The organism is Zafaria cholistanensis (assembly GCF_008580665.1).
GTDB classification, from domain to species: domain Bacteria; phylum Actinomycetota; class Actinomycetes; order Actinomycetales; family Micrococcaceae; genus Zafaria; species Zafaria cholistanensis.
Genome location: NZ_BKDJ01000013.1, coordinates 1 through 26,617, shown reverse-complemented (window position 1 = coordinate 26,617; position 26,617 = coordinate 1). Strand labels below are relative to the sequence as shown.

The 26,617-nt window shown below is 71.8% G+C and carries 22 protein-coding genes; 11 read left to right on the top strand and 11 right to left on the bottom strand.

Annotation, left to right across the window (positions count from 1 at the left end):
- From NCCP_RS11630 to NCCP_RS11620, 3 genes are all read right to left on the bottom strand, one after another.
- Positions 1–1,419: a class II fumarate hydratase gene (locus NCCP_RS11630; protein WP_149957462.1), complete on the bottom strand. Its 1,419-nt coding sequence runs from the start codon at positions 1,417–1,419 to the stop codon at positions 1–3.
- Positions 1,420–1,488: 69 nt separating this feature from the next.
- Positions 1,489–2,124, bottom strand: coding sequence for a carbonic anhydrase (locus tag NCCP_RS11625; protein WP_149957461.1), 636 nt, complete (start codon positions 2,122–2,124; stop codon positions 1,489–1,491).
- 29 nt (positions 2,125–2,153) lie between these two features.
- Positions 2,154–2,822, bottom strand: coding sequence for a DUF4245 domain-containing protein (locus tag NCCP_RS11620; protein WP_172627382.1), 669 nt, complete (start codon positions 2,820–2,822; stop codon positions 2,154–2,156).
- A 202-nt stretch (positions 2,823–3,024) separates the two neighbouring features.
- Between NCCP_RS11620 and glpX the strand changes: the two genes are divergently transcribed.
- Positions 3,025–4,047: a class II fructose-bisphosphatase gene (gene glpX, locus NCCP_RS11615; RefSeq protein WP_149957459.1), complete on the top strand. Its 1,023-nt coding sequence runs from the start codon at positions 3,025–3,027 to the stop codon at positions 4,045–4,047.
- Between the two features lie 114 nt (positions 4,048–4,161).
- On the opposite strand, the gene manA is transcribed toward glpX, so the two are convergent.
- The 4 genes from manA to NCCP_RS11595 are packed head-to-tail and all read right to left on the bottom strand — an operon-like array spanning position 4,162 to position 8,818.
- Complete coding sequence (manA, locus tag NCCP_RS11610; protein WP_149957458.1) at positions 4,162–5,442, bottom strand: mannose-6-phosphate isomerase, class I; 1,281 nt, start codon at positions 5,440–5,442, stop codon at positions 4,162–4,164.
- Positions 5,443–5,449: 7 nt separating this feature from the next.
- On the bottom strand, positions 5,450–7,102 hold the full coding sequence (locus NCCP_RS11605; RefSeq protein WP_149957457.1) for an LCP family protein: 1,653 nt from the start codon (positions 7,100–7,102) through the stop codon (positions 5,450–5,452).
- A gap of 6 nt (positions 7,103–7,108) precedes the next feature.
- Positions 7,109–7,642: a 5-(carboxyamino)imidazole ribonucleotide mutase gene (purE, locus tag NCCP_RS11600; protein WP_149957456.1), complete on the bottom strand. Its 534-nt coding sequence runs from the start codon at positions 7,640–7,642 to the stop codon at positions 7,109–7,111.
- Entirely contained in the window at positions 7,643–8,818 is a 1,176-nt protein-coding gene (locus NCCP_RS11595; RefSeq protein WP_149957455.1) for a 5-(carboxyamino)imidazole ribonucleotide synthase, read from the bottom strand.
- Positions 8,819–8,998: 180 nt separating this feature from the next.
- Here NCCP_RS11595 and NCCP_RS11590 point away from each other — a divergent pair, with 180 nt between their 5' ends.
- Entirely contained in the window at positions 8,999–9,565 is a 567-nt protein-coding gene (locus NCCP_RS11590) for a GtrA family protein (protein WP_216364709.1), read from the top strand.
- A 37-nt stretch (positions 9,566–9,602) separates the two neighbouring features.
- Here the strand turns inward: NCCP_RS11590 and NCCP_RS11585 are convergent, their stop codons facing one another.
- Positions 9,603–10,412 (bottom strand): TIGR03089 family protein, encoded by an 810-nt coding sequence (locus NCCP_RS11585; protein WP_149957454.1) that lies wholly within the window; start codon positions 10,410–10,412, stop codon positions 9,603–9,605.
- A gap of 387 nt (positions 10,413–10,799) precedes the next feature.
- Here NCCP_RS11585 and NCCP_RS15470 point away from each other — a divergent pair, with 387 nt between their 5' ends.
- Genes NCCP_RS15470 through NCCP_RS11570 form a run of 3 tightly spaced genes read left to right on the top strand, consistent with a single transcriptional unit; the run spans position 10,800 to position 16,701 of the window.
- Positions 10,800–11,321: a WhiB family transcriptional regulator gene (locus NCCP_RS15470; protein WP_149957453.1), complete on the top strand. Its 522-nt coding sequence runs from the start codon at positions 10,800–10,802 to the stop codon at positions 11,319–11,321.
- Positions 11,318–15,094, top strand: coding sequence for a glycosyltransferase family 2 protein (locus tag NCCP_RS11575; RefSeq protein WP_308655507.1), 3,777 nt, complete (start codon positions 11,318–11,320; stop codon positions 15,092–15,094). Before NCCP_RS15470 ends, NCCP_RS11575 begins: the two co-directional genes overlap by 4 nt.
- Positions 15,091–16,701 (top strand): DUF5719 family protein, encoded by a 1,611-nt coding sequence (locus NCCP_RS11570; RefSeq protein ID WP_149957451.1) that lies wholly within the window; start codon positions 15,091–15,093, stop codon positions 16,699–16,701. The genes NCCP_RS11575 and NCCP_RS11570 overlap by 4 nt, the downstream gene beginning before the upstream one ends.
- Positions 16,702–16,739: 38 nt before the next feature.
- Here NCCP_RS11570 and NCCP_RS11565 read toward each other — a convergent pair whose 3' ends face one another.
- Entirely contained in the window at positions 16,740–17,249 is a 510-nt protein-coding gene (locus tag NCCP_RS11565; protein ID WP_225873808.1) for a metallopeptidase family protein, read from the bottom strand.
- A gap of 113 nt (positions 17,250–17,362) precedes the next feature.
- Here NCCP_RS11565 and NCCP_RS11560 point away from each other — a divergent pair, with 113 nt between their 5' ends.
- The 3 genes from NCCP_RS11560 to ahcY are packed head-to-tail and all read left to right on the top strand — an operon-like array spanning position 17,363 to position 19,459.
- Entirely contained in the window at positions 17,363–17,752 is a 390-nt protein-coding gene (locus tag NCCP_RS11560) for a DUF3499 domain-containing protein (protein WP_149957450.1), read from the top strand.
- A gap of 17 nt (positions 17,753–17,769) precedes the next feature.
- Positions 17,770–17,964 (top strand): Trm112 family protein, encoded by a 195-nt coding sequence (locus NCCP_RS11555; protein ID WP_149957449.1) that lies wholly within the window; start codon positions 17,770–17,772, stop codon positions 17,962–17,964.
- 7 nt (positions 17,965–17,971) lie between these two features.
- Entirely contained in the window at positions 17,972–19,459 is a 1,488-nt protein-coding gene (ahcY, locus tag NCCP_RS11550; RefSeq protein ID WP_149957448.1) for an adenosylhomocysteinase, read from the top strand.
- A 109-nt stretch (positions 19,460–19,568) separates the two neighbouring features.
- On the opposite strand, the gene NCCP_RS11545 is transcribed toward ahcY, so the two are convergent.
- A complete protein-coding gene (locus tag NCCP_RS11545; RefSeq protein ID WP_149957447.1) occupies positions 19,569–20,372 on the bottom strand; it encodes an RDD family protein in 804 nt (267 codons plus the stop codon).
- Between the two features lie 204 nt (positions 20,373–20,576).
- Here NCCP_RS11545 and NCCP_RS11540 point away from each other — a divergent pair, with 204 nt between their 5' ends.
- Both NCCP_RS11540 and NCCP_RS11535 read left to right on the top strand, forming a co-directional pair.
- Positions 20,577–21,569, top strand: coding sequence for a stage II sporulation protein M (locus NCCP_RS11540; RefSeq protein ID WP_149957446.1), 993 nt, complete (start codon positions 20,577–20,579; stop codon positions 21,567–21,569).
- A 151-nt stretch (positions 21,570–21,720) separates the two neighbouring features.
- Positions 21,721–23,583 (top strand): TIGR01906 family membrane protein, encoded by a 1,863-nt coding sequence (locus NCCP_RS11535; protein WP_149957445.1) that lies wholly within the window; start codon positions 21,721–21,723, stop codon positions 23,581–23,583.
- Between the two features lie 33 nt (positions 23,584–23,616).
- Here the strand turns inward: NCCP_RS11535 and NCCP_RS11530 are convergent, their stop codons facing one another.
- On the bottom strand, positions 23,617–25,224 hold the full coding sequence (locus tag NCCP_RS11530) for a dolichyl-phosphate-mannose--protein mannosyltransferase (RefSeq protein WP_225873807.1): 1,608 nt from the start codon (positions 25,222–25,224) through the stop codon (positions 23,617–23,619).
- 237 nt (positions 25,225–25,461) lie between these two features.
- On the opposite strand from NCCP_RS11530, the gene rsmI reads away from it, so the two are divergent.
- Positions 25,462–26,304: a 16S rRNA (cytidine(1402)-2'-O)-methyltransferase gene (gene rsmI, locus NCCP_RS11525; RefSeq protein WP_225873806.1), complete on the top strand. Its 843-nt coding sequence runs from the start codon at positions 25,462–25,464 to the stop codon at positions 26,302–26,304.
- Positions 26,305–26,617: the final 313 nt, after the last annotated feature.

The following is a 26,617-nucleotide window of genomic DNA, read 5'->3' as shown; positions in this document are numbered from 1 at the left end:
CTACCGGCCGGAGGGGGAGGTCATGGTGGTGACGTCCAGCGCCGCGTCGAGCTGTTCCACGGTCAGTTCGCCGCGCTCGACGAAGCCGAGGGCCACGGTCGCCTCCCGCACCGTCATCCCCTCGGCCACCGCCTTCTTGGCGATCTTGGCCGCGTTCTCGTAGCCGATGTACTTGTTCAGCGGGGTCACGATCGAGGGCGAGGCCTCGGCCAGGAAGCGGGCCCGCTCCACGTTGGCGGTGATCCCGTCCACCATCTTGTCCGCCATCACGCGCGAGGTGTTGGCCAGCAGCCGGATGGACTCCAGCAGGTTGGCCGCCATGACGGGGATGCCCACGTTCAGTTCGAAGGCTCCGTTGGTCGAGGACAGCGCGATCGTGGCATCGTTGCCGACCACTTGGGCGGCAACCATGATGGCGGCTTCGCAGATCACCGGATTGACCTTGCCCGGCATGATCGAGGATCCCGGCTGCAGGTCCGGGATGGCGATCTCGCCCAGGCCGGTGTTGGGGCCGGAACCCATCCAGCGCAAGTCGTTGCAGATCTTCATGATCGAATACGCGATGGTGCGCAGCTGCCCGGACACCTCGACCAGCCCGTCGCGGTTGGCCTGCGCCTCGAAGTGGTTGCGCGCCTCCGTCAGCGGCAGGGCGGTGTCCTCGGCGAGCAGCGCGATGACGCGCTGGGGGAACCCCGCGGGGGTGTTGATCCCGGTGCCCACCGCGGTGCCGCCCAACGGGACCTCGGCCACGCGCGGCAGGGAGGCGTCGATGCGTTCGATGCCGTAGCGGACCTGCGCCGCGTAGCCGCCGAACTCCTGGCCCAGCGTCACCGGAGTCGCATCCATCAGGTGCGTGCGCCCCGACTTGACGACGTCCCGGAACTCCCCGGACTTGCGTTCCAGCGCCGCGGCCAAGTGGTCCAGCGCCGGGATGAGGTCGTTGACCAGCGCGGAGGTCGCCGCGACGTGCACGGAGGTCGGGAAGACGTCGTTCGAGGACTGGGAGGCGTTGACGTGGTCGTTGGGGTGGACCGTGGTGGTGCTGCCGGCAGCCTTGAGCGCGCGTGTGGCCAGTTCGGCGAGCACCTCGTTCATGTTCATGTTGGAGGAGGTTCCCGAGCCGGTCTGGAACACGTCGATGGGAAAGTGCGCGTCAAACTCCCCGTCCGCCACGCGGTCCGCCGCCGCGGCGACCGCTTCGGCCACCTCGGCGTCCAGGACGCCCAGGTCCCTGTTGGCCCGGGCGGCGGCTTTCTTCACCCGGGCGAGGGCCTCAATGTGCTTGCGTTCGAGGGTCTTGCCGGAAATGGGGAAATTTTCCACGGCGCGCTGGGTCTGGGCACGGTAGAGGGCATCGGCCGGAACCCGGACCTCGCCCATGGTGTCATGTTCGATGCGGAAGGAGGCAGAGGAATCCATGGCTTCACCGTACGCCGGAGCGCCCGGCCGGGAACAGCCCGCCCCGGCCGGGCGCACGGCGGTCCGAAGCTACAGGGCCCCGAAGCCGGAGACCATCTCGGCCTTGCCCTCGGCCAGCCGGTAGGTGGCTCCGATGACGGCGGTGCGGCCGCCGTCGACCGCTGCCGAGATGATCTTGGACGCGTCGACCAGGCGCTGGGTGGTTTGCTGCACGTGCTCCACGACATTGCCGTTGACGTCCTGGACGCCGTTGCGGTGGGCCGTGATGACTGAGGGGGTGATGCGTTCGACCAGGTCGCGGATAAAGCCCGGGGGCATCGCTCCGGTCTCGAAGGCGTCGACGGTGGCGCTCACCGCGCCGCAGCTGTCGTGGCCCAGCACGATGATCAGTGGCACGTTCAGCACCGCGACGCTGTATTCGAGCGAGCCGAGCACGGCGTCGTCGATCACGTGCCCGGCGGTGCGGACCACGAAGACATCCCCCAGGCCCACGTCGAAGATGATTTCGGCGGCCAGGCGCGAGTCCGAACAGCCGAAGATCACCGCGAAGGGGTTCTGCTGCCCCGCCAGTGACTGGCGGCGGGAGGCGTCCTGGTTGGGGTGGGCGCTGTTTCCGGAAACGAATCGGTCATTGCCTTCGCGCAGACGCCGCCAGGCCTGGGCAGGGGTCAGCTGGGAAGGTGTTGCGGTCAGATCAGTGGTCATGGGAAAACCCTAACCGAGAGCGTTTCCGTCTACCTGCCGCCGCCGGAGGGAAGTGCCTTCATCACGGCCCGCGCGGCCTCGTCCAGGTCCTCGAAGGAGGACTCCCCGGTGAGCATCACGGTGACGCCGCCGCGTTCAAGCAGCAGCGTGCGGTTTCCGGCCTTGTCCCGCAGCTCCCAATCGGTGCCGTCGACGGTGCGCACGCCGGTGGCGGGGGCGAAATCCGTTTGTTGGGCGATCCATGACGGGTTGGCGTCGGCGGTTTGCCGCATCCAGATGAAGCCCTCGCGGGCGGTCACGAAGCCGACCTCCCAAAAGGCCACGCCGTCGGCGCCCGCGCCGGTCCAGCGGGCGAAGTTCGCATACCAGCCCTCGGCCATGACGGGGGCAACGGGGGTGAAGTCGGCGGCCTGGGCGGCCTGTGCGGCGACTTCGGAGACGTTGATGTCCCGCTGGTACGTCCCTTCCCGGTTGGCCGGGTTCATCGCGATCACGGGCAGGACCACCAGCAGGGTCAGCACCACGGAGATAATCATGCCCTTGAGCGACTGGTTGGCCCGCTTGGCCTGCGCCGCCGTGAGCACGGGCTTTGCGGCCAGGCCCTCCGGAAGGTCCCCGGCGGCGCCCTGGGGGGTTCCGCCGGCAGGGGAGGAGGGGGCCGGGGACTGCTGGGACGGGGTGCTGGGCGCTTCACTCACCCCTCCATTGTCCCCGATTCCGGAGGGCATCCGCACACCCGCTTCACACCCTCTCCACGCCCGCGGCACCCCCCGCCGGCGCCCCGCTGCGGACCCGGCGCGGCACGCGGTAATCGGCCGTCACAGGCCCGGCTTTGGCCATCGGGGATATGATCGAAGCGACCCACCGGATACCGCAACCACTCGAAGACGAGGCAGCCACGTGACAGAAGCCACGAACTACGCCCACCTGTCCCCACGACTTTCCCTCGGGGATGCAGAACCGGACCGCAACCTGGCCCTTGAGCTGGTCCGCGTGACCGAGGCCGCAGCCATTGCGGCCGCGCCGTGGGTGGGCATGGGGGACAAGAACGCGGCCGATGGTGCCGCGGTGGACGCCATGCGCGCCCTGCTCTCCACCGTGTCCATGAACGGCGTGGTTGTCATCGGCGAGGGCGAGAAGGACGAAGCCCCGATGCTGTACAACGGCGAGCGTGTCGGCGAGGGCCACGGCGCCGAGGTCGATGTCGCCGTCGACCCGATCGACGGGACCCGCCTGACCGCCCTGGGCATCAACAACGCGCTGTCCGTGCTGGCCGTGGCCGAGCGCGGCACCATGTTCGACCCCTCCGCCGTGTTCTACATGGAGAAGCTGGTCACCGGCCCCGAAGCGGCCGAGCTGGTGGACCTGCGCCTGCCGGTCAAGCAGAACCTGCACCTGATCGCCAAGGCGAAGGGCAAGAAGATCAGCCAGGTCACCGTGACCATCCTGGACCGCGAGCGCCACCAGCCGCTGATCCAGGAGATCCGCGATGCCGGCGCCCGCACCAAGATCATCATGGACGGCGACGTCGCCGGGGCCATCGCCGCGGCCCGCGAGGGCACCGGCGTGGACGTGCTCATGGGCATCGGCGGAACCCCGGAGGGCATCGTCACCGCCTGCGCCATCAAGAGCCTGGGCGGCGTGATCCAGGGCCGCCTGTGGCCCGCCAACGATGAGGAGAAGCAGCGGGCCCTCGACGCCGGGCACGACCTCTCCCGCGTGCTGTCCACCAACGACCTGGTGACCAGCGACAACTGCTACTTCGCGGCCACCGGCATCACCGATGGAGACCTGCTGCGCGGCGTGCGCTACCGCAACGACAAGGTCCTGACCCAGTCGATCGTGATGCGCTCGAAGTCGGGCACCATCCGCTTCGTCGAGGGCGAGCACCAGGCCGACAAGTGGGAGGCCTACACCCGCTAGGGGAGGGCTCCGGGGCCCAGGGCCCCGAGACGACGACGGCGGCCGGAGGACGAAAGTCCGCCGGCCGCCGTCGTATCCGGGCTCAGGCGTATCCGGGCTCAGGCGTATTTGGGCTCAGGCGACGGTGAAAGCGAAGGCGAGTGCGCCGTGGCCGTCCACGGGGCGGGCGATGACGGGGGATTCGTCGGCGCCGATGAACACGGATTCGCCGCGGGCCACGCGCAGGTCCCCGCGGGGGGAATCGAGCAGCAGTTCCCCCTCCACGCACACCAGGGCCAGCGGACCGTTCTGGGCCAGCGGCACGTCGCCGCCGGCCAGGTTCCCGGCGGCCTGCCCGGGGGAGGGCACCGCGACGCGCTGGAGCTGGAACTCGGAGAACGGGGGGCGGTAGAGCTCCTGGCCCAGCTCCGAGAACTCGGGCGTGCACAGCGGCACGCCCAGGCCGGTAAAGTCGACCGTGGCCAGCAGCTCCGGCAGGTCGATGTGCTTGCCGGTGAGGCCACCGCGCAGCACGTTATCGGAACTGGCCATGACCTCGATGCCCAGTCCGCGCAGGTAGGCGTGCACGTTCCCGGCCGGCAGGTACATCGCCTGTCCGGGGGCCAGGACCACGTGGTTGAGCATCAGCGACACCAGCACGCCCGGGTCCCCGGGGTAGTGCCCGGCCAGGGAGGGCAGTTCGGCCAGGCCGGGGTCGGTGGCAGCCAGCGCGGGGTCGGTCCCCACCGCCGCCGCAGCCGCCTCCACCAGCGGCACGACCCCGTCCCCGGCCTCGAGCAGGAAGGCGAACGCCGCGCGCCGGTCCCCTTCCCGCAGCAGGGCCGCGGTGTGCCGGGCCGCCGCCAGCGCTTCCCCAGTCCCAGTGGTCTCTGTCTCAGCGGTCTCTGTCCCGGTGTCTCCTGCCAGGGAGCCCGCCAGGGCCTCGAACAGGGACGCGGCCTCCTCCACGGGGCGGAACCCGCACAGGGCCGCGAAGGGCGTCAGCGCGTAGAGCATCTCCGGCTTGTGGTTGTCGTCCTTGTAGTTGCGTCGGGGGGACTGCGGGTCGACCCCGGCGGCCTCCTCGGCCGCGAAGCCGGCGCGGGCCTGCTCCAGCGTGGGGTGGACCTGCAGGGAGAGCGGCTTGGCCGCCGCCAGGACCTTGGCCAGGAACGGCAGGCGCCCGAAGCGCCCGGCCGCCTCGGCCCCAAGCAGGGACAGCGGGGCCGAGGAGATCAGCTTGTCCAGCGGAACACTGGTTCCGTCCGCGGCGGTGGCCACCGACGGGGCCCCGGGGTGGGCCCCGATCCACAGTTCCGCCTCCGGGCCGCCGGTCGGCACCCGTCCCAGCAGGCCCGCGATGGCATCGGTCGATCCCCAGGCGTAGTCGCGGACGGTGTTGGACAAGCGGTACATGGTTCTCCTAGTCGGCGCTGCATTCGTCGTTGTTGGAGGCGATCGTAGAGATCAAACCTGTCTGTCCGGCCAACTCCAGTTGAACAAGGTAGGCCTCGGTGATCGGGGACCCGTCCGGTTGGGTGGTGGGGATGTCCTCCTTGGCGACATTCCCCGCCCCTGGAGGGGAGGAGGACGCGGAGGAGGAGGACGGGGTGGCGGAGGATGCGCCCGAGGGGCTTTCGGAAGAATCCCCCGAGGATCCGCCCGGGGATTTCGACGGAGCGGCCGCCTTGGTTGGGGCGGTGGCCGAGGCCTCCGCCAAAAGGGTCTTCACCCGGGCCCGGATTTGGTCGAAGTCCGGGTAGGTGGAGAACCGCTCCGCGGCGGTGCCGAAGTCCGGGGCGCCCAGGGTCAGGCGCTTGAACGCGCTCTGGCGGGCCTTCCCGGCCAGGTTCACGAAGCTGCCGAGCTGGTCCTGCGGGATGTCCGTTTCGAGGATCTGCTCACCGGCACCCATGATCTGGGAGAACCGGGTCAGGACGGTCTGCGGGTTGAACTGGTTGATCATGGCCTGCTGCAGGCACTGCTGGCGGCGGATGCGGTGGTAGTCGCTGGTGAAGTCGCGCGAACGGGCGAACCACAGGGCCTGCTTGCCGGAGAAGGTGTGCCGGCCCGGTTCAAACCAGTGGGTGCGCACCCTGGTGCCTTCCCAGTACTTGCCGTTGTAGGGCACCCAGCCGCCGGAGGTGACGGTCACTCCGCCCATCGCATCGATGAAGTCCGCGAAACCGGCCATATCGATCAGCACGTAGGCCTGGATCTTGAGGCCCGTGATGCCCTCGGCAGCATCCATCATGGCTTCGGCCCCGGGGTTCTCGGCGTCCGGGTAGAGGTGGGCGTAGTTGGCTTCCACCGTCGGATAGAGGGCGTTGAGGATGCATTCGTTGCCGCAGTTGAAGCCGTCCGGGAACACCTGCTTGAGCGGGGAGGAGCTCGGGAACTGGGCGTTCTGGAAGTTGCGCGGCAGGGAGATCACGGCAGTCTTGCCGGAAGTGGCTTCGACGCTGAAGATCGACATGCTGTCCGGGCGCAGCCCCACGCGGTTCGCGCCGGCGTCCCCGCCCATGACCAGGAAGTTGTAGCGGCCGTCGACCGGGTCGAAGGCGGGCCCGGAGGCAAACACGTTCTCTATGGTCTGGCGTCCGGTGTTCAGAACGTAGGTGCCGTAGCCGAGGACGCCGCTGGTGGCCAGCACCAGCAGAACCGTGGCGGTGGAGACGATGGCCTGCATCCCGGGAGCCAGCAGGCGCGGACGGATCAGCGCGATCGTGTTGATGAACAGCACCAGCCAGCCGACGGCCAGCAGGCCCAGCACCACGGCCAGGACCAGTTGCACCGTGGGACGGGCGAGCAGGTCGATCAGCAGGCCGCGGTTGAGCAGGGCGAGGGCCGCGGTGGCCAGCAGGGCGAACCAGCAGCACAGCGTCACCGTCAGGGCCGCGCGGCCCAGCCTGCGGCTGCCGGCCACCACTTGGGCGCCGCCGGGGACGAACAGCGTGAGGAGAAGCAGGAACAGGGCGCGCTTCGAGCGCGTCCTGGCCGATGCGCCTTCCGGGTTGCGGACAGGGTTGGCCAGGATCGCTGCACGGCCCGCGCTGTGGCGGCTCCGGTTCTCCACGCCCCGCTACTCGAGTCCGGCCTCGGCGGCGACCGTGCGCCGCAGGGCGGCGCCCTTGTCGGCCGCCACCTGGCGCAGGTCGCGCGCGAAGTCCAGCAGCTGTGCGCGCAGGTCGGCAGCCAGGTCGTCGGTGCCGGTGGCGAGAATGCGCGCGGCCAGCAGGCCCGCGTTGCGGGCCCCGCCGATGGAGACGGTGGCGACCGGTACCCCGGCGGGCATCTGGACGATCGAGAGCAGCGAGTCCATGCCGTCGAGGGTCTTCAGCGGGACCGGCACGCCGATCACCGGCAGCGGAGTCACCGAAGCCAGCATGCCGGGCAGGTGCGCGGCGCCGCCGGCTCCGGCGATGATCACTCGCAGGCCGCGCTCATGGGCGCGTTTGCCGTAGGCAATCATGTCCTCGGGCATGCGGTGGGCGGAGACGACGTCGGCCTCGAAGGGGATGCCGAATTCGGCCAGGGCCTCCGCGGCCAGCCGCATGACGGGCCAGTCCGAATCGGATCCCATGACGACGCCGACGAGCGGGGCGGGGGTGGTCATCTAGAGTGCTCCTTCGGTGCTGGCGGTGGCGCCGTCGCGGATAATGGCCGCGACGCGTTCGGCGCGGGAACGCACCGAACCGGCGTTTTCGCCGGCCATGCCGACGACGTTGACGTGGCCGATCTTGCGGCCCGGGCGCACGGACTTGCCGTAGGCGTGCACCTTCGCCCGCGGCTCGGCCGCCAGCGCCGTGCCGAACGCCGAATACAGGTCCACGTTGGCCCCGCCGAGGTAGTTCTTCATGACGCACACCTCGCCCAGGGCGGAGGTGTCGCCCAGGGGCAGGTCGAGCACGGCGCGCAGGTGCTGCTCGAACTGGCTGGTCACGGAGCCATTCATGGTCCAGTGGCCGGTGTTGTGGGGGCGCATGGCGAGTTCGTTGATCACGAAGCCCGCACCGACGCCGGGGGTTTCGAACAGCTCGGCGGCCATCACGCCGGTGACGCCGAATTCCTCCGCGATGCGCAGCGCGGCGTCCCGGGCGGCCGCGGCGACGTCGTCGGACAGGCCCGGCGCGGGGGCGATGACCTCGTCGCAGACGCCGTCGACCTGGATGGTGTGGACCACCGGCCAGGCCCGGGCCTCGCCGCCGGGCGTGCGGGCAACCAGGGCGGAGAGCTCGCGGCTGAACGCCACCTTCTCCTCGGCCAGCAGCGCGGAGCCGTCGAACCAGTCGGCGCAGCCGGCTGCGGCCGCGGCGTCGTCAACGATCCGCACGCCCTTGCCGTCGTAGCCGCCGCGCGGGGTCTTCAGGACCACGGGCCAGCCGGTCCGGTCACCGAAGCCGACCAGCTCTCCGACGGATTCGACGGCCGCCCATGCCGGGTTCGGCAGGCCCAGCCGCTCGATCGCGGCGCGCATGACCAGTTTGTCCTGGGCATGGATCAGCGCCGCGGGGCGGGGCTGCACGTTCACGCCCTCGCGGATGAGGACCCGCAGGTGCTCGTTGGGCACGTGCTCGTGGTCGAACGTCATCACGTCCAGGCCGCGGGCAAACGCGCGCAGGGTATCGAGGTCCTTGTAGTCGCCGACCGGGGCGTTGGCCACGGCATTGGCCGCGGAAACGTCCTCGGCCTCGGCCAGGATCCTCAGTTCGAATCCGAGGTTTATCGCCTCGGGAGCCATCATTCGGGCGAGCTGGCCGCCGCCAACCACGCCAATCACAGGAAACGTCACGGGGACAGACTATCGAACGGGGGACTCGCCCGGGTGCCCGCGGCACGGTGGGGAGGATCCTTTGTCAGGAAACCGGCAGCGGAGGTGCCTACAATGGGGGGTTGTCCGGGTTTTCGGGACCCGGCCGGCCGGGTGGGCAAGCAGGGCCCCCGGCGCTATCGACACCGACCTTGGAGGGTCATGCTCAAGAAGCTGTACGGCAGGGCCCGGGGCCTTGTGTCCGCGCTGTGGCGGGAAGTCGCCAAGTTCGGCACCGTCGGCGGCATCAGTTTTGTCATCGACAACGGTGTCACCCTCCTGCTGATGCACGGCGCGATGTCCGGCAGCGAGGCCAAGGCCCGTTTTGTCGGGGCAACCGTGGCCACGCTGTTCTCCTGGGTCGCCAACCGCTACTGGACCTTCCGCCACCGCCGCCAGACCAACATGGCCCGCGAGTTCGGCATGTTCTTCCTCATCAATGGCATTGGCATCGGCATTTCCACCGGTTTCACCGCGATCGCCAAGTACGGGCTGGGCATCCAGGACAAGAACCTCCTCTTCGCCGCAGGCGTGGTGGGCATCGTGGTCGCCACGGTGGTGCGCTTCCTGGCCTACCGGTTCTGGGTCTTCACGGCCGAGCGCCCCTCCCCGGGGGTTTCCTCCGGCGCCCGCGAGCTGGTGCCTGCCGCCCCCGGCACGCCCGAGGCGCTGGCCGGGACCGCGCCGGAGGCCGTCCCCGGCAGCTCCCAGGACGCGTCCTCCGCCTAGCCGCGCCGGGCCCGTACCCGCCGGGCCCCCGGCACCCCTACTCCGCAGTGCCCGCCTCCGCAGTGCCCGCCTCCGCAGTGCCCGCCTCCGCAGAGCCGGCTCCTGCAGTCCCGGCGCCGGCTTCCGCCGCGCCGAGTGTCCGCTGCACCCGTTCTGTCTCCAGCAGGTGGTCGGTGGCCTGCGCCCCGTCGCCGAGGACCACCAGGGTGTCCCCGGCGGACCAGACGGAGATGGCCGCGGCCAGTGCCTCGCCCAGCCCGGTGCCGGCGGGCAGCAGGGCCGTGCCGCCGGGGGCGGGGGTGCCGAACAGTTCCGCGTAGGTGGTGGAGCCGGTGCCGGTGCGCAGGGCCGTAGCCTCCGCCGGAACGGGATCGGCCAGGAAGTAGTCGCCAAAGGCGCGCACTTCCGCCGCATAGTCCACGGCGTCGGCGGGCGCCGAACCGCCAAAGGACAGGGCCAGCGTGCCCAACGCCACACTGATCACGTCCGCGGCCGGTTCCAGCTCGGCGGCTTCCTCCGGGGCGTCGGAGGCGACGATGTTGGCCTCGCCGGAGTCCTCGACGGCCCCCGCGACGGAAACCGTGGCCCCGGTGTGGAGGACGCCCAGGGCCAGGGCCAGCGACTTCCAGTGCAGCGGCAGGCTCAGCCGCACCACGGTCCCGGGACCGGCCCCGAACTCCTCGGCGAGCAGGTTGGCCGTCTTGGCGACCCAGTTGTCGAAGACGCGGCCGCTAAGCTCCACCCGCTCCTGGTTTGGGCCGTGCCACACCAGCAGCGGGGCGGTGGAGTGGCGCACGGGCTCAAGAAGGCGGTCGACGAAGGGCAGCGGCGCGGGGGAAGCAGCCATGGGGGTCTCCTATTCTGGTCGGGTTAGGTCGGGTCGGGTTGGGGTGTCGGATCGGGTGGCGGCGGCGAAGGCGCCCGGGGCGGATGCGGCCATCCCCAGCGGCGGCCGGCGGGGTGGATGGCCGCCGGGGAAACGAAAATGAAACACGAGTTAACACTTGCGGTGTGGCGCGGCGCGCTTTTTCACTCTTGCATCTATAGAATCACCGACCCCACTTGACGGACCCGGAGTTACACCAGTGTAATTAGTTAGCGAACCGACCGGGACGCGTCCGGCGGCTCCATAGTCACGTCCGAGTCATGTCCCGTGGCACCATGCGCCGCGCACCAAGTCTCAAACAGTGCGGTTCGGTTTGCTGACAGGACACAAGACGAAGGGCTCATCTAAATGGGGAATACAGAGCGCGTTCACGACCTTGTTCCGGGGGCGGTGACCGCCCCGGACGCTTCCGGTACCAGGGGCGTGCCATCGGACTGGTTCGTTGACCCGGCCGAATCGGCAGGACGTTTCGGGGAGCTTGGCTCCCCGGCGCTGGAGGACCAGGCCACGGCCTTCCTCGCCGCGCACGACCTGGCATCCGCGGAGGACGAGGCGGGGGAGGTCCTGCCGGTGCGGCCGCTGGACGCCGATGTCCCGGCGCAGACGGCCTGGGTGGCAGTGCCCGGATTCCCTGGCGCCGAGGACGAGGGCGAGCTGGGGTGGCAGACGGAGGCCCTGTGCGCCCAGACCGACCCCGAGGCCTTCTTCCCTGAGAAGGGCGGTTCCACCCGGGATGCCAAGAAGGTGTGCGGTGCCTGCAACGTGCGTTCCGAATGCCTCGAGTACGCCCTGGCCAACGATGAGCGCTTTGGTATCTGGGGCGGCCTGTCCGAGCGCGAACGCCGCCGGTTGCGGAAGCGAGCGGTCTGATTCACTCCCGGGTTCGTGTCACGGCCGTTGTCGCATCGCGCAACGGCGCCAAGTTCCTGCCGCGGACACTGTCCGCCCTCGCGGGGCAAACCCGCCCGGTGGACGGGTTTGTCGGCGTCGATGCCGAATCGGCGGACGGTTCGGTGGCCCTGCTGCGTTCGGGGCTGCCGGGCGGAACCCCGATCGCCGAGGCGCCCGCCCGCGGCTTCGGGGCCTCGGTCCAGGCCGCGGCACGCCTTCTTCCCGAGCCGCTCCAGGGCGTCCAGGACTGGATTTGGCTGATCCATGACGACTCGGCCCCGGCCCCGGACGCCCTGCAGCGGCTGCTCGCCGCCGTCGAAACCGCGCCCTCCGTCACTATCGCCGGCTGCAAGCAGTTGGACCTGGACCGCCCCCGCCGCCTGATCGACGTCGGACTGAGCATCAGCCGCTGGGGCGAGCGGCTGACCCTGATCGACGTCGATGAACTCGACCAGGGTCAGTACGACGGCCGCTCCGATGCCTTCGCCGTCAATTCCGCAGGCATGCTTGTACGCCGCGATGTCTGGGAGGACTTGGGCGGATTCGACCCGGCGCTGCCTGGCTTGGGCGACGACCTTGACCTGTGCTGGCGCAACCGGATGGCCGGCCACCGTGTCGTCGTAGTTCCCGGCGCCCACATGTTCCACGCGGCGGACGCCGTCCATGCCGTCTCCGGTCCCGCGGCCGCCCGCACCGCCGAGGTCTACCTGCGACTGAAGCACGCCCCCCTCTGGGCCCTGCCCCTGCTGGCTCTCGGCGCCGTGCTGGGCGGCCTCGTCCGCTTCGTTGCCAGCCTGCTGGCCAAGGATCCCGGCCACGCCGCCGGGCAGCTCGGGGCCAGCCTCCGGGCAGTGTTCAGCCCTTTCCAGCTCGTGCGTTCGCGCCGCGCCGCCGCCGCGACCCGCAAAGTGCCCCGCTCGCTCGTGCGCCCGCTGATGGTCCCGCGCCGCGATGTCTGGTCCCACCGGCGCAGCCTGCTCGAATCCTTCCACGCGGAGCAGGTGATGGGCGATGGCACTGGCTCGGTGGCGGAGGCTTCCAACCCGTCCGGCGACGCCAACGACGACTTCGCGGCGCTCGCCGGCCCCCAGCGCACCAGCGCCGGGGTGGGCGCCGGCGTCGCCGTGCTCGCCGCAGCCGCCGTGTCCCTGCTGGGGCTGCGGGCGCTGGTCGGTGCCCCAGCCCTGGGCGGGGGGTCCGCGCTGCCCCTGTCCGCCTCCCCGGGCGGCCTCTGGGCGAACGCCTTCGGCTGGTGGCAGTCGGCCGGCTCCGGACGGTTTGGGCACGGCGATCCGTTTGACGCCGTCCTCTGGATCCTGTCCCTGCTGGGCTTCGGCCAGGCCAACGGGGCCCTTGTCGCGTTCGCGCTGGCGGCCATGCCCTTATCCGCCCTGCTGGCCTGGACCGCGCTGGGCGCCGTCACCGGCAGCCGGGCCGCCCGCCTGCTCGGTGGCCTGGCATGGGCGGTCGCGCCCACGCTGCAGGTGGCCCTGGCCTCCGGACGCCTCGGGGCCGTGGTCGCCCACGTGCTGCTGCCCGTCGTCGTGCTCGGGGCCATCCGCGCCGTGGGTGCGGCGCGCCCGCGGGATCGGTCCGAATCCCGCGCCGCCTTCCCCTCCGGCCCCACCCCGCCCACCCGGCCTGGCGTCGGGGGAGTGCCGTCCTGGACGGCCGCCGCCGGGGCGTCGCTGGCCCTGGCCGCGGTCACTGCAGGCGCCCCCGTGCTCCTGCCGGTCGCGGTCGTGCTGACCGTGCTGGTGGCCTTGCCGCTGCGCCGCCGTGCCAAGGCCCTGTGGTGGATGCCCCTGCCGGCACTGGCGCTGGCCCTCCCGCTGGGCCTGTCCGCGCTGGGCAATCCGCGTGCCCTGCTCGCCGATCCCGGGGTGCCGCAGGCCTTTGCCGCCGCCCCGCTGTGGCAGCAGGCGCTGGGCTTTCCGGTCGCCTTCGATCCCTCCGCCGGGGTGGCCGGATTCGCCCTCCCCGGCTCTGCGGGTGCCCCGTGGTCGCTGGTGGCGGCCCTGCTGGTCGGCGTTCCCGCGCTGGTGGCCGCCGCCTGCGCGCTGTTCCTGCCCGGCCGCGCCGGCCGGATGGCCCGCGTCCTCTGGTTTGCGGGGACGCTGGCGCTGGCGGCGGGGTTTGGCGCCCAGTATGTTCCCACCGCGGTGGCCGGTCCCACCCTGACCACCGCCTTCACCGGTCCCACCGTCTCCGTCTTTGTCCTTGCGGTGCTCTTCGGGGCGGCACTGTTCCATGCTGCCTTCCACACAGATGCCCTGAACGCCGCTGCCCTGGACACCGCCGGGCGCGGCCCCGGGAAGGGCCGCAGGGCCGGGGCCGCCCTCCTGGCCGGTGCCGTCCTGCTGTCCACGGCCACGACCGGCGCGCTGTGGCTTGCCCCGCGGCTGGGTACGACGGCGGAGCCGGAGACGGTGGCGGCGCGCCCCGCAACGGATTTCGGCGCCTCACAGGAACTTGTGCCGGCAGCTGCCCGGACGCTGCCGGCGACCGCCGCGGACCGTGGCCACGGCACCTACGCCGAGCGCGTGCTCGTGATCGCCCCCGGCACCGACGGTGGCATGGCTGCCGTGCTGATGTCCGGCTCCGGCACCACCCTGGACCAGCTGTCCCAGGTGGCCGCGTCCGGGCGGCTCCACGGCTCCCTGACCGCGCCGGAGGTCAAGGCCGACGACGATGCCGATGCCGCCCTGCGCCGCACCGTCGCCGCGCTGGCCTCCGGCCAGGGGATCGACCCGCGCCCGGAACTGCAACAGCTCGGGGTGTCCTTCGTGGTGCTCCAGGAGACCGATTCGTCCTCCAGCCTGCTGGCCGGCCAGCTCGACGCCGTTCCGGGGCTGGCCGCCGTGGGCAGCACGGATTCCGGCTGGCTGTGGCGGGTCGACCCGGCGAGCCGGCTGGACGAGGACCCGGGCGTGGCGGCGCCAACGGCGCGGGTGCGCATCGTGGACGCCGACGGGCGGACCGGCGCGCTGGTCCCCGCCGAAACCGGCACCGTGCCGGACCCCGCCGGCCGGTCCATCCTGGTGGACGCGGCCCCCGTCGGGGCCGGGGCCGCGGGACGGCTGGTGGTGTTGGCGGAACGCGCCGACGCCGGCTGGAGCGCAACCCTGGACGGCAGGCCGCTGGAGCCGGCCACCTCCGGCTGGGCCCAGGCCTTCCGGCTGCCCGCCGGGGGCGGCACCCTGACGATCCGGCACACCAGCCCGTACGCGCTGCCCGTGGGCGTGCTGCAGGGCGCGGTCTTCGGCCTGGCGCTGCTGTTGGTGGTCCCGATCCCGCCCCGGCGCCGCTTCGCCCCGCGCCGGGTGGAGGAATACCGGGCCACCAGCACCACCCCGTCCATCGCGGAGCTCGACACCGGACGGCCTGCCGGGTCCGGGGGCGCTTCGGACCGTGCGCCGGTGGAACCCTCGGCAGTGGAAACCTCGGCAGCGGAAACCGCGCTGCCGGAGGCCACGCCCCAGGGCGCGCCGCCGGGTGCCACGGTTCCGGATCCCGCCGCGGGGAAGCAGGACCGGCAGCCGATTGCGGTGCCCGCCGCGCTTGAACGCCGCGGCGCCGAACGGCGGGCCCGCAGCAGCCGTGCCGCCCTTGCCGGTAAGGCCGGACCCCTGGATGCCGGACCCCTGGATGCCGGGTCCCGCCCTCCGGTGTCCCTGCCCGTCCCCTCCAGTGGCGCAGGGGCCCCAAAGCCTGAACCGAACGGCGACGAACCGATGGAGGCCAAACAATGAGTGGACGCAGGCGCCGCGGCGGACGGGGCCGTTCCGGCCGCCTCCTCGCGGGGGGACTGGCCATCCTGCTCCTGGGCGGCACCGCTACGGGAATCGGCGCGGCCGCGTTCGCGCTGGACCAGCCCGTCCAGCGCGAGGTCGGCGTGCCGCTGGCCGCCGTTCCGGCCGGCGACTTCGTTGCCCAGTGTCCGGCCACGCCCCGGCTCCCTGAGGGGGCCGCCGTCCCCGATACGGATCCCGCATTCGCCGCGTCGTCGCGCTCGGCCCGGACGGCCGTGCGGGCGGTGCTCCTCAGCGACCTCGCCCAGCGCGTGCCCGGGGCGTCGGTGGCGCTGCTGAACGGCAGGAACCTGCGCACGCTCTCCGAGGTGCTGCCCGCGGCGGAGGCCGAACGGACCGAAGCGATCAGCGAAGCGGGCACGTCCCGGCGCGAAGCGGTCGTGGAGTCAGGCATGGCCGAAACCGCCGCAGCCGTCCTGGCCGTCCAGCCGCTGGGCGGGCGCCAGCCGGTCGCCTCGATGGTCCGGGCCTACACCGCCGACGACGGCGACCTGGCCGGCCTGGCCGTGTCCCGCTGCCAGAGCCCGTCCACGGACCAGTGGCTGCTGGGGGCCTCCACCACGGTCGGTTCCACCGCCCTGCTGGTCCTGGCCAACCCTTCCCGCACGGCCGCCACCGTCAACCTGGAGCTGCACGGGACCGACGGGCCGATCGAGGCTGCCAACACCAGCGGCCTGGTCCTGGCCCCGGGGACGTCGCGCTCGATCGTCCTCGCCGGCCTGGCGGCCGGGGAAGCGGCGCTTTCGGTGCGGGTCCGCTCCGCCGGCGGGCCCGTCACCGCGCTCATCCAGCAAAGCGTCCTGCGCGGGCTCACCCCGGGAGGGGTCGACTACATCGAGCCGGCCGCGGCCCAGTCCCAGACCCAGGCCGTTCCCGGCGTGGCCGTGCAGGACCCGGCCGCGACGCGCAGAATCGCCGCCCAGGAGGGCTATTCCACCGCGGTGCCCGAGCTGCGCGTCGTGGTGCCGGGCACCCAGGCCGCCACCCTGCGCGTGCGTGCGCTCGGCCCCGACGGGGAGGCCGAGCTTCCCGGTGGCGGGCGGGTGACGGCCGCCGCCGGCGCCACCACGGCGGTCCCGCTGGACCGGCTGCCCGCCGGAACCTACACCCTGGTGGTCGAGTCCGACGTCGCCGTCGTCGCCGGAGCCCGCTTGGTGCGGGGCACCAAGAAGGACGCCTCCGTGGACGCCGCGTGGGCTTCCTCGGCGGCGCGGATCGGCAGCGAGCACCTTGTCGCCGTCGCCCAGCGTGCCGACGCGGCCCTGGCCTTCGGCAGCGCCGGCGGGAGCGGGACGGTGGAACTTCGCCCCGTAGACGCGGACGGCACCATCGGGGCCGCCCAGACCCTGGCGGTGGCCGAAGGGACCACGGCGCTGCGCCGGATCTCCGAGCTCGGCGGGGATACCGTTGCGGTGCTGGTCAGCAGCTCCGGTGCCGCGGTCTACGGCGCCCAGGTGCTGACGCGCGGCAACGCCGGGATCTCCGCCATCACGATCCCGCCCGCGGTCGAAGGCCAGCGCGGCGTGCAGGTGGACATCAGGTACTGAGCCGCCGGGGAAGGTGGTCCAGGGCTGGTGGTCCGGCGCTAGTGGTCCCGGTGCCCGCGCCCGTAGTCTGGATCCACGTCCTCCGGGGCCATGGCGAGCAGTTCGGCTGCCAGTTCCACGACGACGTCGTGCACCACCTCGGGCAGGTCCACCGGGTTCCCGGCCAGCTCCTCGACGGGACGCCGGTATACCGTGATGCTGGCGGCCCTGCGCGGGGACGCGGTCACGGCCCGGCCCAGCGGGACGCGCTGCCCGGCCGCCGCGGCCCGCTCCAGCGCCTTCTTGCCCGGCACCAGCTCCACCATGAACTCGATCCGGGAGATTTTCTCCCCCCACAGGTCCTCAAGGCGTTCGGCCGATTCCAGCACCAGGTCCTCGAAGCGCTCGTACCGGGTCCGGGACCCCGGCAGTTGGGGCAGCATCAGCGGTCCGCGCAGCCCGCGCCCATGGCGGTTGCGCCGCCGCTCCGCGAAGGAACGCACCCGGCCCTCGCCCTGCGTCCCGTCCGGGGACGTGGGGTCGAGGTCGATGAACAGGTGGTGTGACATGCTTCGAGCCTAGCTCCCTCCGCGCCGGTGCGGGAACGGGCGGTGCCGTGGACCGGGCCGGTTCGGCCGCGCCTGCCACGCAACGGCCCCGGGGGCGGGTACGCTAGTGCCTCGTGGGATCCCTCAGACTCTGTTCACGCTCCGCCTGCCGGCAGCCGGCCGTGGCGACGTTGACCTATGTCTACGCCGATTCCACGGCGGTGCTCGGGCCGCTGGCAACATATGCCGAACCGCACTGCTACGACCTGTGCGCCCTCCACGCCGGACGCCTGACCGTGCCGCTGGGATGGAACGTCCTGCGCCTGGAACTGCCCGGCGAGGCCCCGCTGGACCCGGAGGACATCTACGCGCTGGCCGATGCGCTGCGCCAGCCGGACCCTGTCCGCGAGGCCGCCCCGGCCGAGGACCCGTCCGGGCCGCGCACCCCGCCGGACCCGCTGGAACCGCCGCCCGGGGGAGAACTGACCCGCAAGCACCTGCGCATTCTGCGGGACCAGTGCTGAGCCCATAAACTGGGGGCATGGCCAACATATCCGCGCAGCTCCTGGCTGTTCTGCGCTGCCCGGTGACCGGATCCACGCTCGTCCAGCACGGGGACCAGCTGGTCTCCACCGTCGACGGGCCACACGGCGTGCCCTGCACCTACGGCATCGTCAACGGCATCCCCGTACTGCTTCGCCCCTCCGGCGACGCCCCCAGCGACACCCAGGAGTAGTTCCCGCATGACTTTCGAATACAAGATCGCCGACATCAGCCTGCATGAGGCCGGCCGCCACCAGATCCGCCTCGCCGAGCACGAGATGCCCGGCCTGATGTCCCTGCGGCGCGAATTCGGCGCGGCCCAGCCGCTCAAGGGCGCCCGCATTGCCGGCTCCCTGCACATGACCGTCCAGACCGCGGTGCTGATCGAAACCCTGACCGCCCTTGGCGCCGAGGTCCGCTGGGCCTCCTGCAACATCTTCTCCACGCAGGACGAGGCCGCGGCGGCGGTCGTGGTGGGCAAGGGCACCCCGGAAGACCCGCAGGGCGTTCCGGTGTTCGCCTGGAAGAACGAATCGCTCGAAGAATACTGGTGGACCGCCGAGCAGATCCTCACCTGGCCCGGTGCCGCCGAGAACCCGGCCCTGGGGCCCAACATGATCCTGGACGACGGCGGCGACGCCACCCTTCTGGTGCACAAGGGCGTCGAGTTCGAGGCTGCCGGCGCCGTGCCGGCAGCCACCGAGGAGGACTCCCACGAGTACCGGATCATCCTCGACGTGCTGCGCGCCTCGCTGGCGGCGGACCCGCAGAAGTGGACCCGCACGGCGGCCGGCATCAAGGGCGTCTCGGAGGAAACCACCACCGGCGTGCTGCGCCTGTACCAGCTGGCCGAGCAGGGCAAGCTCCTCTTCCCGGCGATCAACGTCAACGACTCGGTCACCAAGAGCAAGTTCGACAACAAGTACGGCATCCGCCACTCCCTGCCGGACGGCCTCAACCGCGCCACCGACGTGCTCATCGGCGGCAAGGTCGCCGTCGTATGCGGCTACGGCGACGTCGGCAAGGGCGCCGCGGAGGCGCTGCGCGGGCAGGGCGCCCGCGTGATCGTCACCGAAATCGACCCGATCTGCGCGCTGCAGGCCGCCATGGACGGCTACCAGGTCTCCACCCTCCAGTCGGTGCTGGACCAGGGCGACATCTTCATCACCACCACCGGCGGCAAGGACATCATCATGGCCGCGGACATGGCCAGGATGAAGAACAAGGCGATCGTGGGCAACGTGGGCCACTTCGACAACGAGATCGACATGGCCGGCCTGGCCGCGGTCCCGGGCGTGAAGAAGGTGGAGATCAAGCCGCAGGTGCACGAGTGGGTCTTCGACGCCGGCACCGACGCGGAGCGCTCCATCATCGTCCTGTCCGAGGGGCGCCTGCTCAACCTGGGCAACGCCACCGGCCACCCGTCCTTCGTGATGAGCAACTCATTCGCGAACCAGACCATCGCGCAGATCGAGCTGTTCACCAAGCACGGCCGGAAGGCCGCCGACGGGGAGGGCTTCGAGTACGGCAACGAGGTCTACGTCCTGCCGAAAATCCTTGACGAAAAGGTCGCCCGCCTGCACCTTGACGCGCTGGGCGTGGAACTGACCGAGCTGACCAAGGACCAGGCCGAGTACCTGGGCCTGGATGTCGCCGGCCCGTACAAGGCGGAGCACTACCGCTACTGACGCACCGGCCAAGGGCCGGGTTCGGGCACCCTCCACGGGTGCCCGAACCCGGCCTTTTCCGTGGGAACGCCCAGGGGGCGGCGGACGGCGGAGCAGCGGGGCGGCCGGATCAGCGGTCCGCGAACGGCAGGCGGTGCAGCCGCGCACCAACCGCCCGCTGGCGTTCCTTGACGGCCAGCAGGCGCCGGTAGTCCCTGTTGCGGCGCTCGGCCATGACGGCGACCAGGAAGTCCTCGGCTTCCGTACCCGGCGGGGGAGCGGGCGCCACGTGGCGCTGCAGCTCGGCGGCCAGGCCGGCGGCCACCTGCCGGCGTGAGGCCGGTGCCATGGCAGTGGCCTGGCGGCCGAACCGCGCCACCTTCGCGGCCAGGGCATCGGGGACCCGGCCCAGGTCCGCCAGCTCCACCCACGGCCGCAGCGGCGCGGGCACCGCGGGCAGCGCGGGCGTGAACTTCTTCCGGCGCTCGCGCATCGAGTAGGTGCCGGCCAGCAGGTCGCCCAGCCGCTTCCCGCGCCGGTTGGCGAAGGAGACCATGAGCGCCAGCGAACCCATCAGGGCAAGGATCTCCAGCAGGGCCAGCATTGCCCGGATGAAGGCATGCCGGAAGCGGATGGATCCGCCGTCGTCGCGCACGATCCGCAGGCCCAGCGCCAGCCGCCCCAGCGACTTGCCGCGGCTGAGCGTCTCCACGGCGACCGGCACGACGACGAACCAGAACACCGTCAGGCCGATGCCCCAGGCGCGGCCGGCCGCGGCGTCGAGCAGCGCGGTCGTTTCCGACAGCAAAACCAGCGTGGCCACGAGGCCGAGGGCGTACCCGGCATAGTCGATGAGGCAGCCGGCAGCGCGCGGCACGAAGCTGGCCTCGCTCAGTTCCAGCTCCACGGCCTCGCCGGTGATCACGGTGCTCACCGATCCCCCTTCCACCCTGGGCCACCGGGCGGGCCCTTGGTCCCAATCTAGCCGCACCGGGCAGGCGGGAGCATCCGGAACGGCGCCGGGGCGGTGGGACGGCCCTTTCCGGAGGCCGGGAGGCCCGGGTGCGCCGAATGCGCCGCCGCGCTCCCGCGTCCCGCCTCGCCCGTAGCGGGCCCCCTGCCCGCTACGCTGGGGGGCGTGGACCTCGATGCGTTTGTTGCCGTACACCAGGACGACTGGCGCAGGCTTGACGACCTCGCGCGCCGGCGCCGCCTCAGCGGGGCCGAAACGGACGAGTTCCTGTCCCTGTACGAGAAGGTTTCCACGCACCTGTCGATGGTCCGCTCGATCGAACCTGACACGCTGGTCTCGGCGGACCTCTCCGCCCGCGTGTCCCGGGCGCGCACCCGGTTCACCGGCGCGCGCGGGAACTTCCTGGAGGACATGGCGGTGTTCTTCACCGCCGCCCTGCCGGCGGCCTTCTACCGGGTCCGGTGGCTCACCCTGATTACCGGAACCGCGTTCTGCGCCGTGGCGGTGGCCTTTGGCCTGTGGACGGCGTCCTCGCCCGAGGTCATCAAGGCCATGGGCTCCGACGAGATGCTCAGGGCCTACGTGGACCACGAATTCGTCGACTACTACTCGGAGAATCCGGCCGCGTCCTTCGCCGGGGCGGTCTGGACCAATAATGCCCTGATCGCGGCGTTGTGTGTCGCGTTCGGGGTGACGGGGCTGTATGTTCCCTTCGTGCTCTACCAGAACGCGGTGGGGGTGGGGATGGCCGGGGGCGTCATGGCCGCCTACGGGGAATTGGACACTTTTTTCCTGTACATCCTGCCGCACGGCTTCATGGAGCTGACCGCTGTCTTCATCGCGGCGGCCGCGGGGCTGCGGATCTTTTGGGCCTGGGTGGCGCCCGGGAACAGGACCCGCACTGCGGCCCTGGCCGCCGAAGGCCGGGCGCTGATTACCGTGGCGCTGGGGCTGGTGCTGGTCCTGCTGGTCTCCGGGGTGGTGGAGGCGTTCGTGACGCCCAGTCCGCTGCCGCACTGGGCGCGCCTGGGGATCGGGCTGGCCGTGCTGGCCGGCTACTGGACCTACACGCTGGTCCTGGGCCGGCGCGCGGCCGCGGCCGGCGCCACGGGGGACCTGGGGAAGTACGACGCCGGGGCAAGCGTCCCGGCCGCATGATGCCCGGGGAACGCACGGGTGCAGGGGCACGGGGAACAGGGGGCCCGGAAACAGGGGCCCGGGAAGATGGGGTCCCTAGAGGACCGAGGATCCAGGAAGACGACTTGGGCGCCGGGAAGATCCGGTTCCGGGGAAAGAGGAGAAGCGCCGCATGACGGAGAAGGACAAGACCACGCCGCAGCCCGGCCACGCGGAACCTGCGGTGCGCAAGGACGCCGCCGGTGCCGAAGGGGACCGCCGGGCCGCCACTGCTGCCCCGGCGGCGGAGGCCCTTGCGGAGACCGGCGGTGCAGGGTCCCCGGAGCCTGCGGCGTCCGCGGCCGGGGAGGCACCTGCCGCGGATGCCGGTGGGCCCCAGGCGATGTCCGCGGGGGCCGCGGTGCCTGTAGAGGCCGCTGGGCCAGCGGAGGCCGCTGCGTCCGCCGAGGTTCCGGTATCCGCGCAGGCCCGGCGTTCGGCCCCGGCGTGGCTGGCCGGCGTGGAGGCCGCGGAGGATTCCCTCCCCGTCGAGGTGCAGGCCAAGCGGGCCCGGATGGCGGAACTGGCCGGGCAGGCCGAGCAGTTGGAGCGGGCCGCCAAGGCGCGCCTGGCCAACCGGACCCGGCAGCCGGGAGCGCGCACGCCTGCCCCCGGCTTCTTCGGCCAGCCCGGAGCATCGGCCGCCGCTGCGGAGGAGCCCGCCGCCGGGGAGGGAGCCGGGAAGCCTGCCGCCGCCGAACCCGCAGTCGTGGGACCCGCCGCCGTCGAACCCGCCAGCGTCGCACCTGAAGCCGCGGGACCTGAAGCCGCGGGACCTGCCGCCGCGAAAGGCTCACCGGCGGACGCATCCTCCCCGGGCCGGACTGCCCCGGAAGCACCTGCACTCTCCGCACCTGCACCCTCGGCACCGGCCTCAGCCACGCCGGGCGGACCTTTCGGACCGGACGGTACGGCCCAGCCGGCCTCCGCCGGGCCTTCCGGCCGGCGCTCCGCCCGGCGTTCGGCCGGACAGCCGGAACCGGACGCCGGGAAGGCGGCGCCGCAGGAAGCCCAAGGGATGGCGGCTGGCGGCCCGGTCCCCGCCAACGCTCCCGGTGAGCCCACCACCGGGACCTCCGCCCTGCCGGTCGTGGCGGCGGAACCCGCCGGCACCGCCGTGCTCCCGCCCACGCCCACGCCTCCGCCGGTGGCCGCCTCCACCCCGGACCCCGCGGAGGCCGCCAGGTCGGCCAAACGGTCCGGCTTCGGGTTCCCCGGGTCCTCCTCTGAGCCGGGGGCCGATGCCCAACGGCGCAGCGAGGCACGCGAGGCGGCCCTGGCGGCCAAGCCGCTGCTGGCGCGCATCCTGCAAACGGTCCTGGCGATCGCCTACCCCTTCCTGGTGCTGATCGGCGCCATCAAGCTGGTCGCCAGCCCCTGGTTCCTGTGGCTGGAGTACAACCGTCCGGGCTTCCCGGCCGACGCCTACGGTTTCTCGGCCGGGGAGCGCCTCACATACGGCTCCTACGGCGTGGACTACCTGAACAACGCGGCCGGCCCCGAGTACCTGGGCAACCTGACGGATCCCGGCGGGAATCCGCTGTTCCTGAACACCGAGGTCGCGCACATGGCGGACGTCAAGGCGGTGGTGGCGGTGACCTTCGCCGCCGGGCTTGTCCTGCTGGCCGCCTCCGTGGCCATCGCGCTGTACCTGTCCCGGCGGTACGCCGGGGGCATCCGCCGGGCCCTGTTTGCCGGGGCGGTGTCCACGGTCGCCCTCATGGTGGTCCTGGCCGTGGCGGGAACCCTGAACTGGCGCGCGTTCTTCTCCGGATTCCACAGCCTGTTCTTCGCGGAGGGAACCTGGACGTTCCGCCTCGAGGACACGCTGATCCGCCTCTACCCCACACAGTTCTGGGTGGACTCGGCGATCGCTGTCGCTGCCCTGGTGCTGGTGGCTTCCCTCGTCACCCTGGTCCTGACCTGGCCGACGGCCCGGCGGCGCGAGCGTTCCCGGCTGCGCCAGGAGGCACGCGACTTCGGGCTGGGCCACTAAGGCCGAACCGCCGCCGGGGCCGGCCCGCCGGAACTACCCCCAGCTGGGCATCCAGATCCGCAGGCGGTAGAAGTCGTACGGGAGCGTGCCGCCGGTCCACACGGGCAGGAAGAAGGCGGAGACCAGGACGGCGAGCGCCACGAACGCTCCCACCACCAACAGCCCGGCCCGGCGCCGGCCCGGGGGCGCCGGGCCGGCTGCCGCCAGGCCCAGAACGTACGTCAGGGCCAGCACCATGAACGGGCCGAAGGCGATGGTGTAGGTGAAGAACATGGTCCGCTCCGGGTAGGCGAACCAGGGCAGGAACCCGGCCAGCAGGCCGGACAGGGCGGCCCCGGCACGCCAGTCGCGCCGGCCCCCCCAGAACAGCAGCACCACCGGCAGCGCCAGGGCGGCAGACCACCAGATCACCGGATTGGGCAGGTCGGTCACGACCGCGAAGCAGGAGGAGGCATGGCACCCGGGTTCCCCCTGCGCCGTGGTCTCGATCCAAAACAGCACCGGACGGCCGGCAAACAGCCAGGACCACGGGCTGGATTCCCACTGGTGGTCCGAATGCAGCCCCTGGTGGAAGCTGTAGGCGCTGCGGTGGTACTCGGCCAGGGAACGCAGCCACGCAGGTGCCCAGCCCCAGCCATCCGGTGGATGGGAAGCTGCCCAATCACGGCTGTAGCCCCCAGAGGTGGCCAGCCATCCGGCCCATGTCGCCAGGTAGGTCAGCGCCGCCGCCGGAACAATGGTCAGGAATGCGGGCATACCCTCACGGAACACCGCTCCCAGGAACCAGTGCCGGATCCCCGCGGCGCGCCGGGCCTGCACGTCCCACAGGACGGTCATCAAACCGAACACGGCCACGAACGCCAGCGAGGACCACTTCACGCCCAGCGCGCAGCCAAGCAGCACCCCGGCCGCGAGCCGCCACGGCCGCCAGGGGATCCAGGGCCCGTAGAGCAGCAGGGAGGCCGGGGGCGTGCCGCCCGCCGCGGCCGCCGCCAGCCGGTCGGCCAGCAGCCGCCGGCCGTGGAACCGGTCCTCCACCAGCGCCCAGAACGCGGCAAGCGCGAAGAACATTACGAACACGTCCAGCAGCGCGGTGCGCGACTGCACCAGGTGGTGCCCCTCCACGGCCAGCAGCATCCCGGCGAGGCCGCCGAGCACCACCGAGGAGAACATCCGCTGCGCCACCAGCGCCAGCAACAGCACCGACAGCGTGCCAAAGAACGCCGGGGAGAAGCGCCAGCCCCAGCCGTTGTCCGTCCCGAACACCAGCATCCCCGCCGCAATCAGCCACTTGCCCAGCGGAGGGTGCACGACGTAGGCGGCGGCGTCCAGCGGAGCGGGGCTGCCCGCCGTAAAGGCATCGTTGGCGTCCTGGGGCCACTGCCGTTCGTAGCCGGACTGCAGGAGGGAGTAGGCGTCCTTGACGTAATAGGTTTCATCGAAGATCAGGGCGTGCGGGTGCCCAAGGTTCCAAAAGCGCAGGATCCCGGCCAGCAGGGCCACGGCCAGCGGAACGATCCAGCCCCACGCGCCGAAGCGCACGCCGTCGCCGAGCAGCCGTGTGCGCAGCGCCTCGCGGTCGAAGGCGCGCGAGGGATCGCGGACCCAGCGGGTCCGCGGCGGCTGGATCGGGGCGCTCACCTGCGCCACTCTACCGGCGGGCACCGCGCGGCATCGGCAGCTGGTCCCCCGCCGGGTACCGCTTCCCCGGCTCCCGCATCTCGCTGGCGCTCGATGCGGGTCCCTCGCCGAGTACCGCTTCCCCGGCTCCCGCATCTCGCTGGCGCTCGATGCGGGTCCCTCGCCGAGTACCGCTTCCCCGGCTCCCGCATCTCGCTGGCGCTCGATGCGGGTCCCTCGCCGAGTACGCTGGGGCTCGTGGAAAATCAGAAGACGGGCCGGATCGTGCTGGCTGCAACACCCATCGGCAACCTCGGCGACGCGTCCCCGCGCCTGATCGAACTGATGACGACGGCGGACATCGTCGCCGCCGAGGATACCCGCAGGCTCATCCACCTGGCCCAGGCGCTGGGGATCCGCGTCCCGGGCCGGCTAATCAGCTACCACGAGCACAACGAGGTGGCCCGGATCTCCGAACTCTTGGACCTGGTGCGCGCGGGAAACACCCTCCTGGTGGTCAGCGACGCCGGCATGCCCGCCGTCTCCGACCCCGGCTTCCGGCTGGTCCAGGCCGCCGTGGCAGACGGCGTGGACGTCACCGCGGTCCCCGGGCCCTCCGCGGTGCTCACCGCGCTGGCCCTTTCCGGGCTGCCCACGGACCGCTTCGTCTTCGAGGGGTTCCTGCCGCGCAAGGCCGGGGACCGGGCCTCCCGGCTGGCCGAGCTCGCTGCCGAGCAGCGCACCATGGTGTTCTTCGAGGCCCCGCACCGGGTGGAGCCGATGCTGCGCGCGCTCGCCGACGCGTTCGGCCCGAACCGTCCGGCCGCCGTCGCCCGCGAACTGACGAAGCTGCACGAGGAGGTCCGCCGCGGCACCCTCATGGAACTGCTCCAGTGGGCCGAGGGCGAGGTGCGCGGCGAAATCGCCGTGGTCGTCGGCGGAGCGCCCGAAGGCGAGCCGGCCAGGGCCGCCGACCATGTGGCCCGGGTGCGCGAACTGGTCGAGGGCGGGCTGCGCCTGAAGGACGCCGTGGCCGCGGTGGCGGAGCAGGAGCGCGTCTCCAAGCGCGAGCTCTATGCGGCGGTGCTCGAGGCCCGCTGAGGGCCTCCACAAGGGCCCCGGCAGGGGTCCGTTTCCCTGCCGGAACGCGGCGGGACCCGGCGGCGCGGGGTTGTGCGTTCGCATAGCGCAGGGCGTGCGTCATAGTGCAAAGCGGAATTTACAGTATTCCGGCCGGAGCCCTAACGTTTTTGTGAACCCTACGACCCTGCGTCTTTCCGGAGGTACCACCATGACTATCACGCCCGAACGCGAAGCTGAGCTGCTTTCCAAGGTCCCTGCCGGCCTGTTGATTGACGGTGTGTGGCGCGATGCTTCCGACGGGGGCACCTTCGATGTGCAGGACCCGGCGACC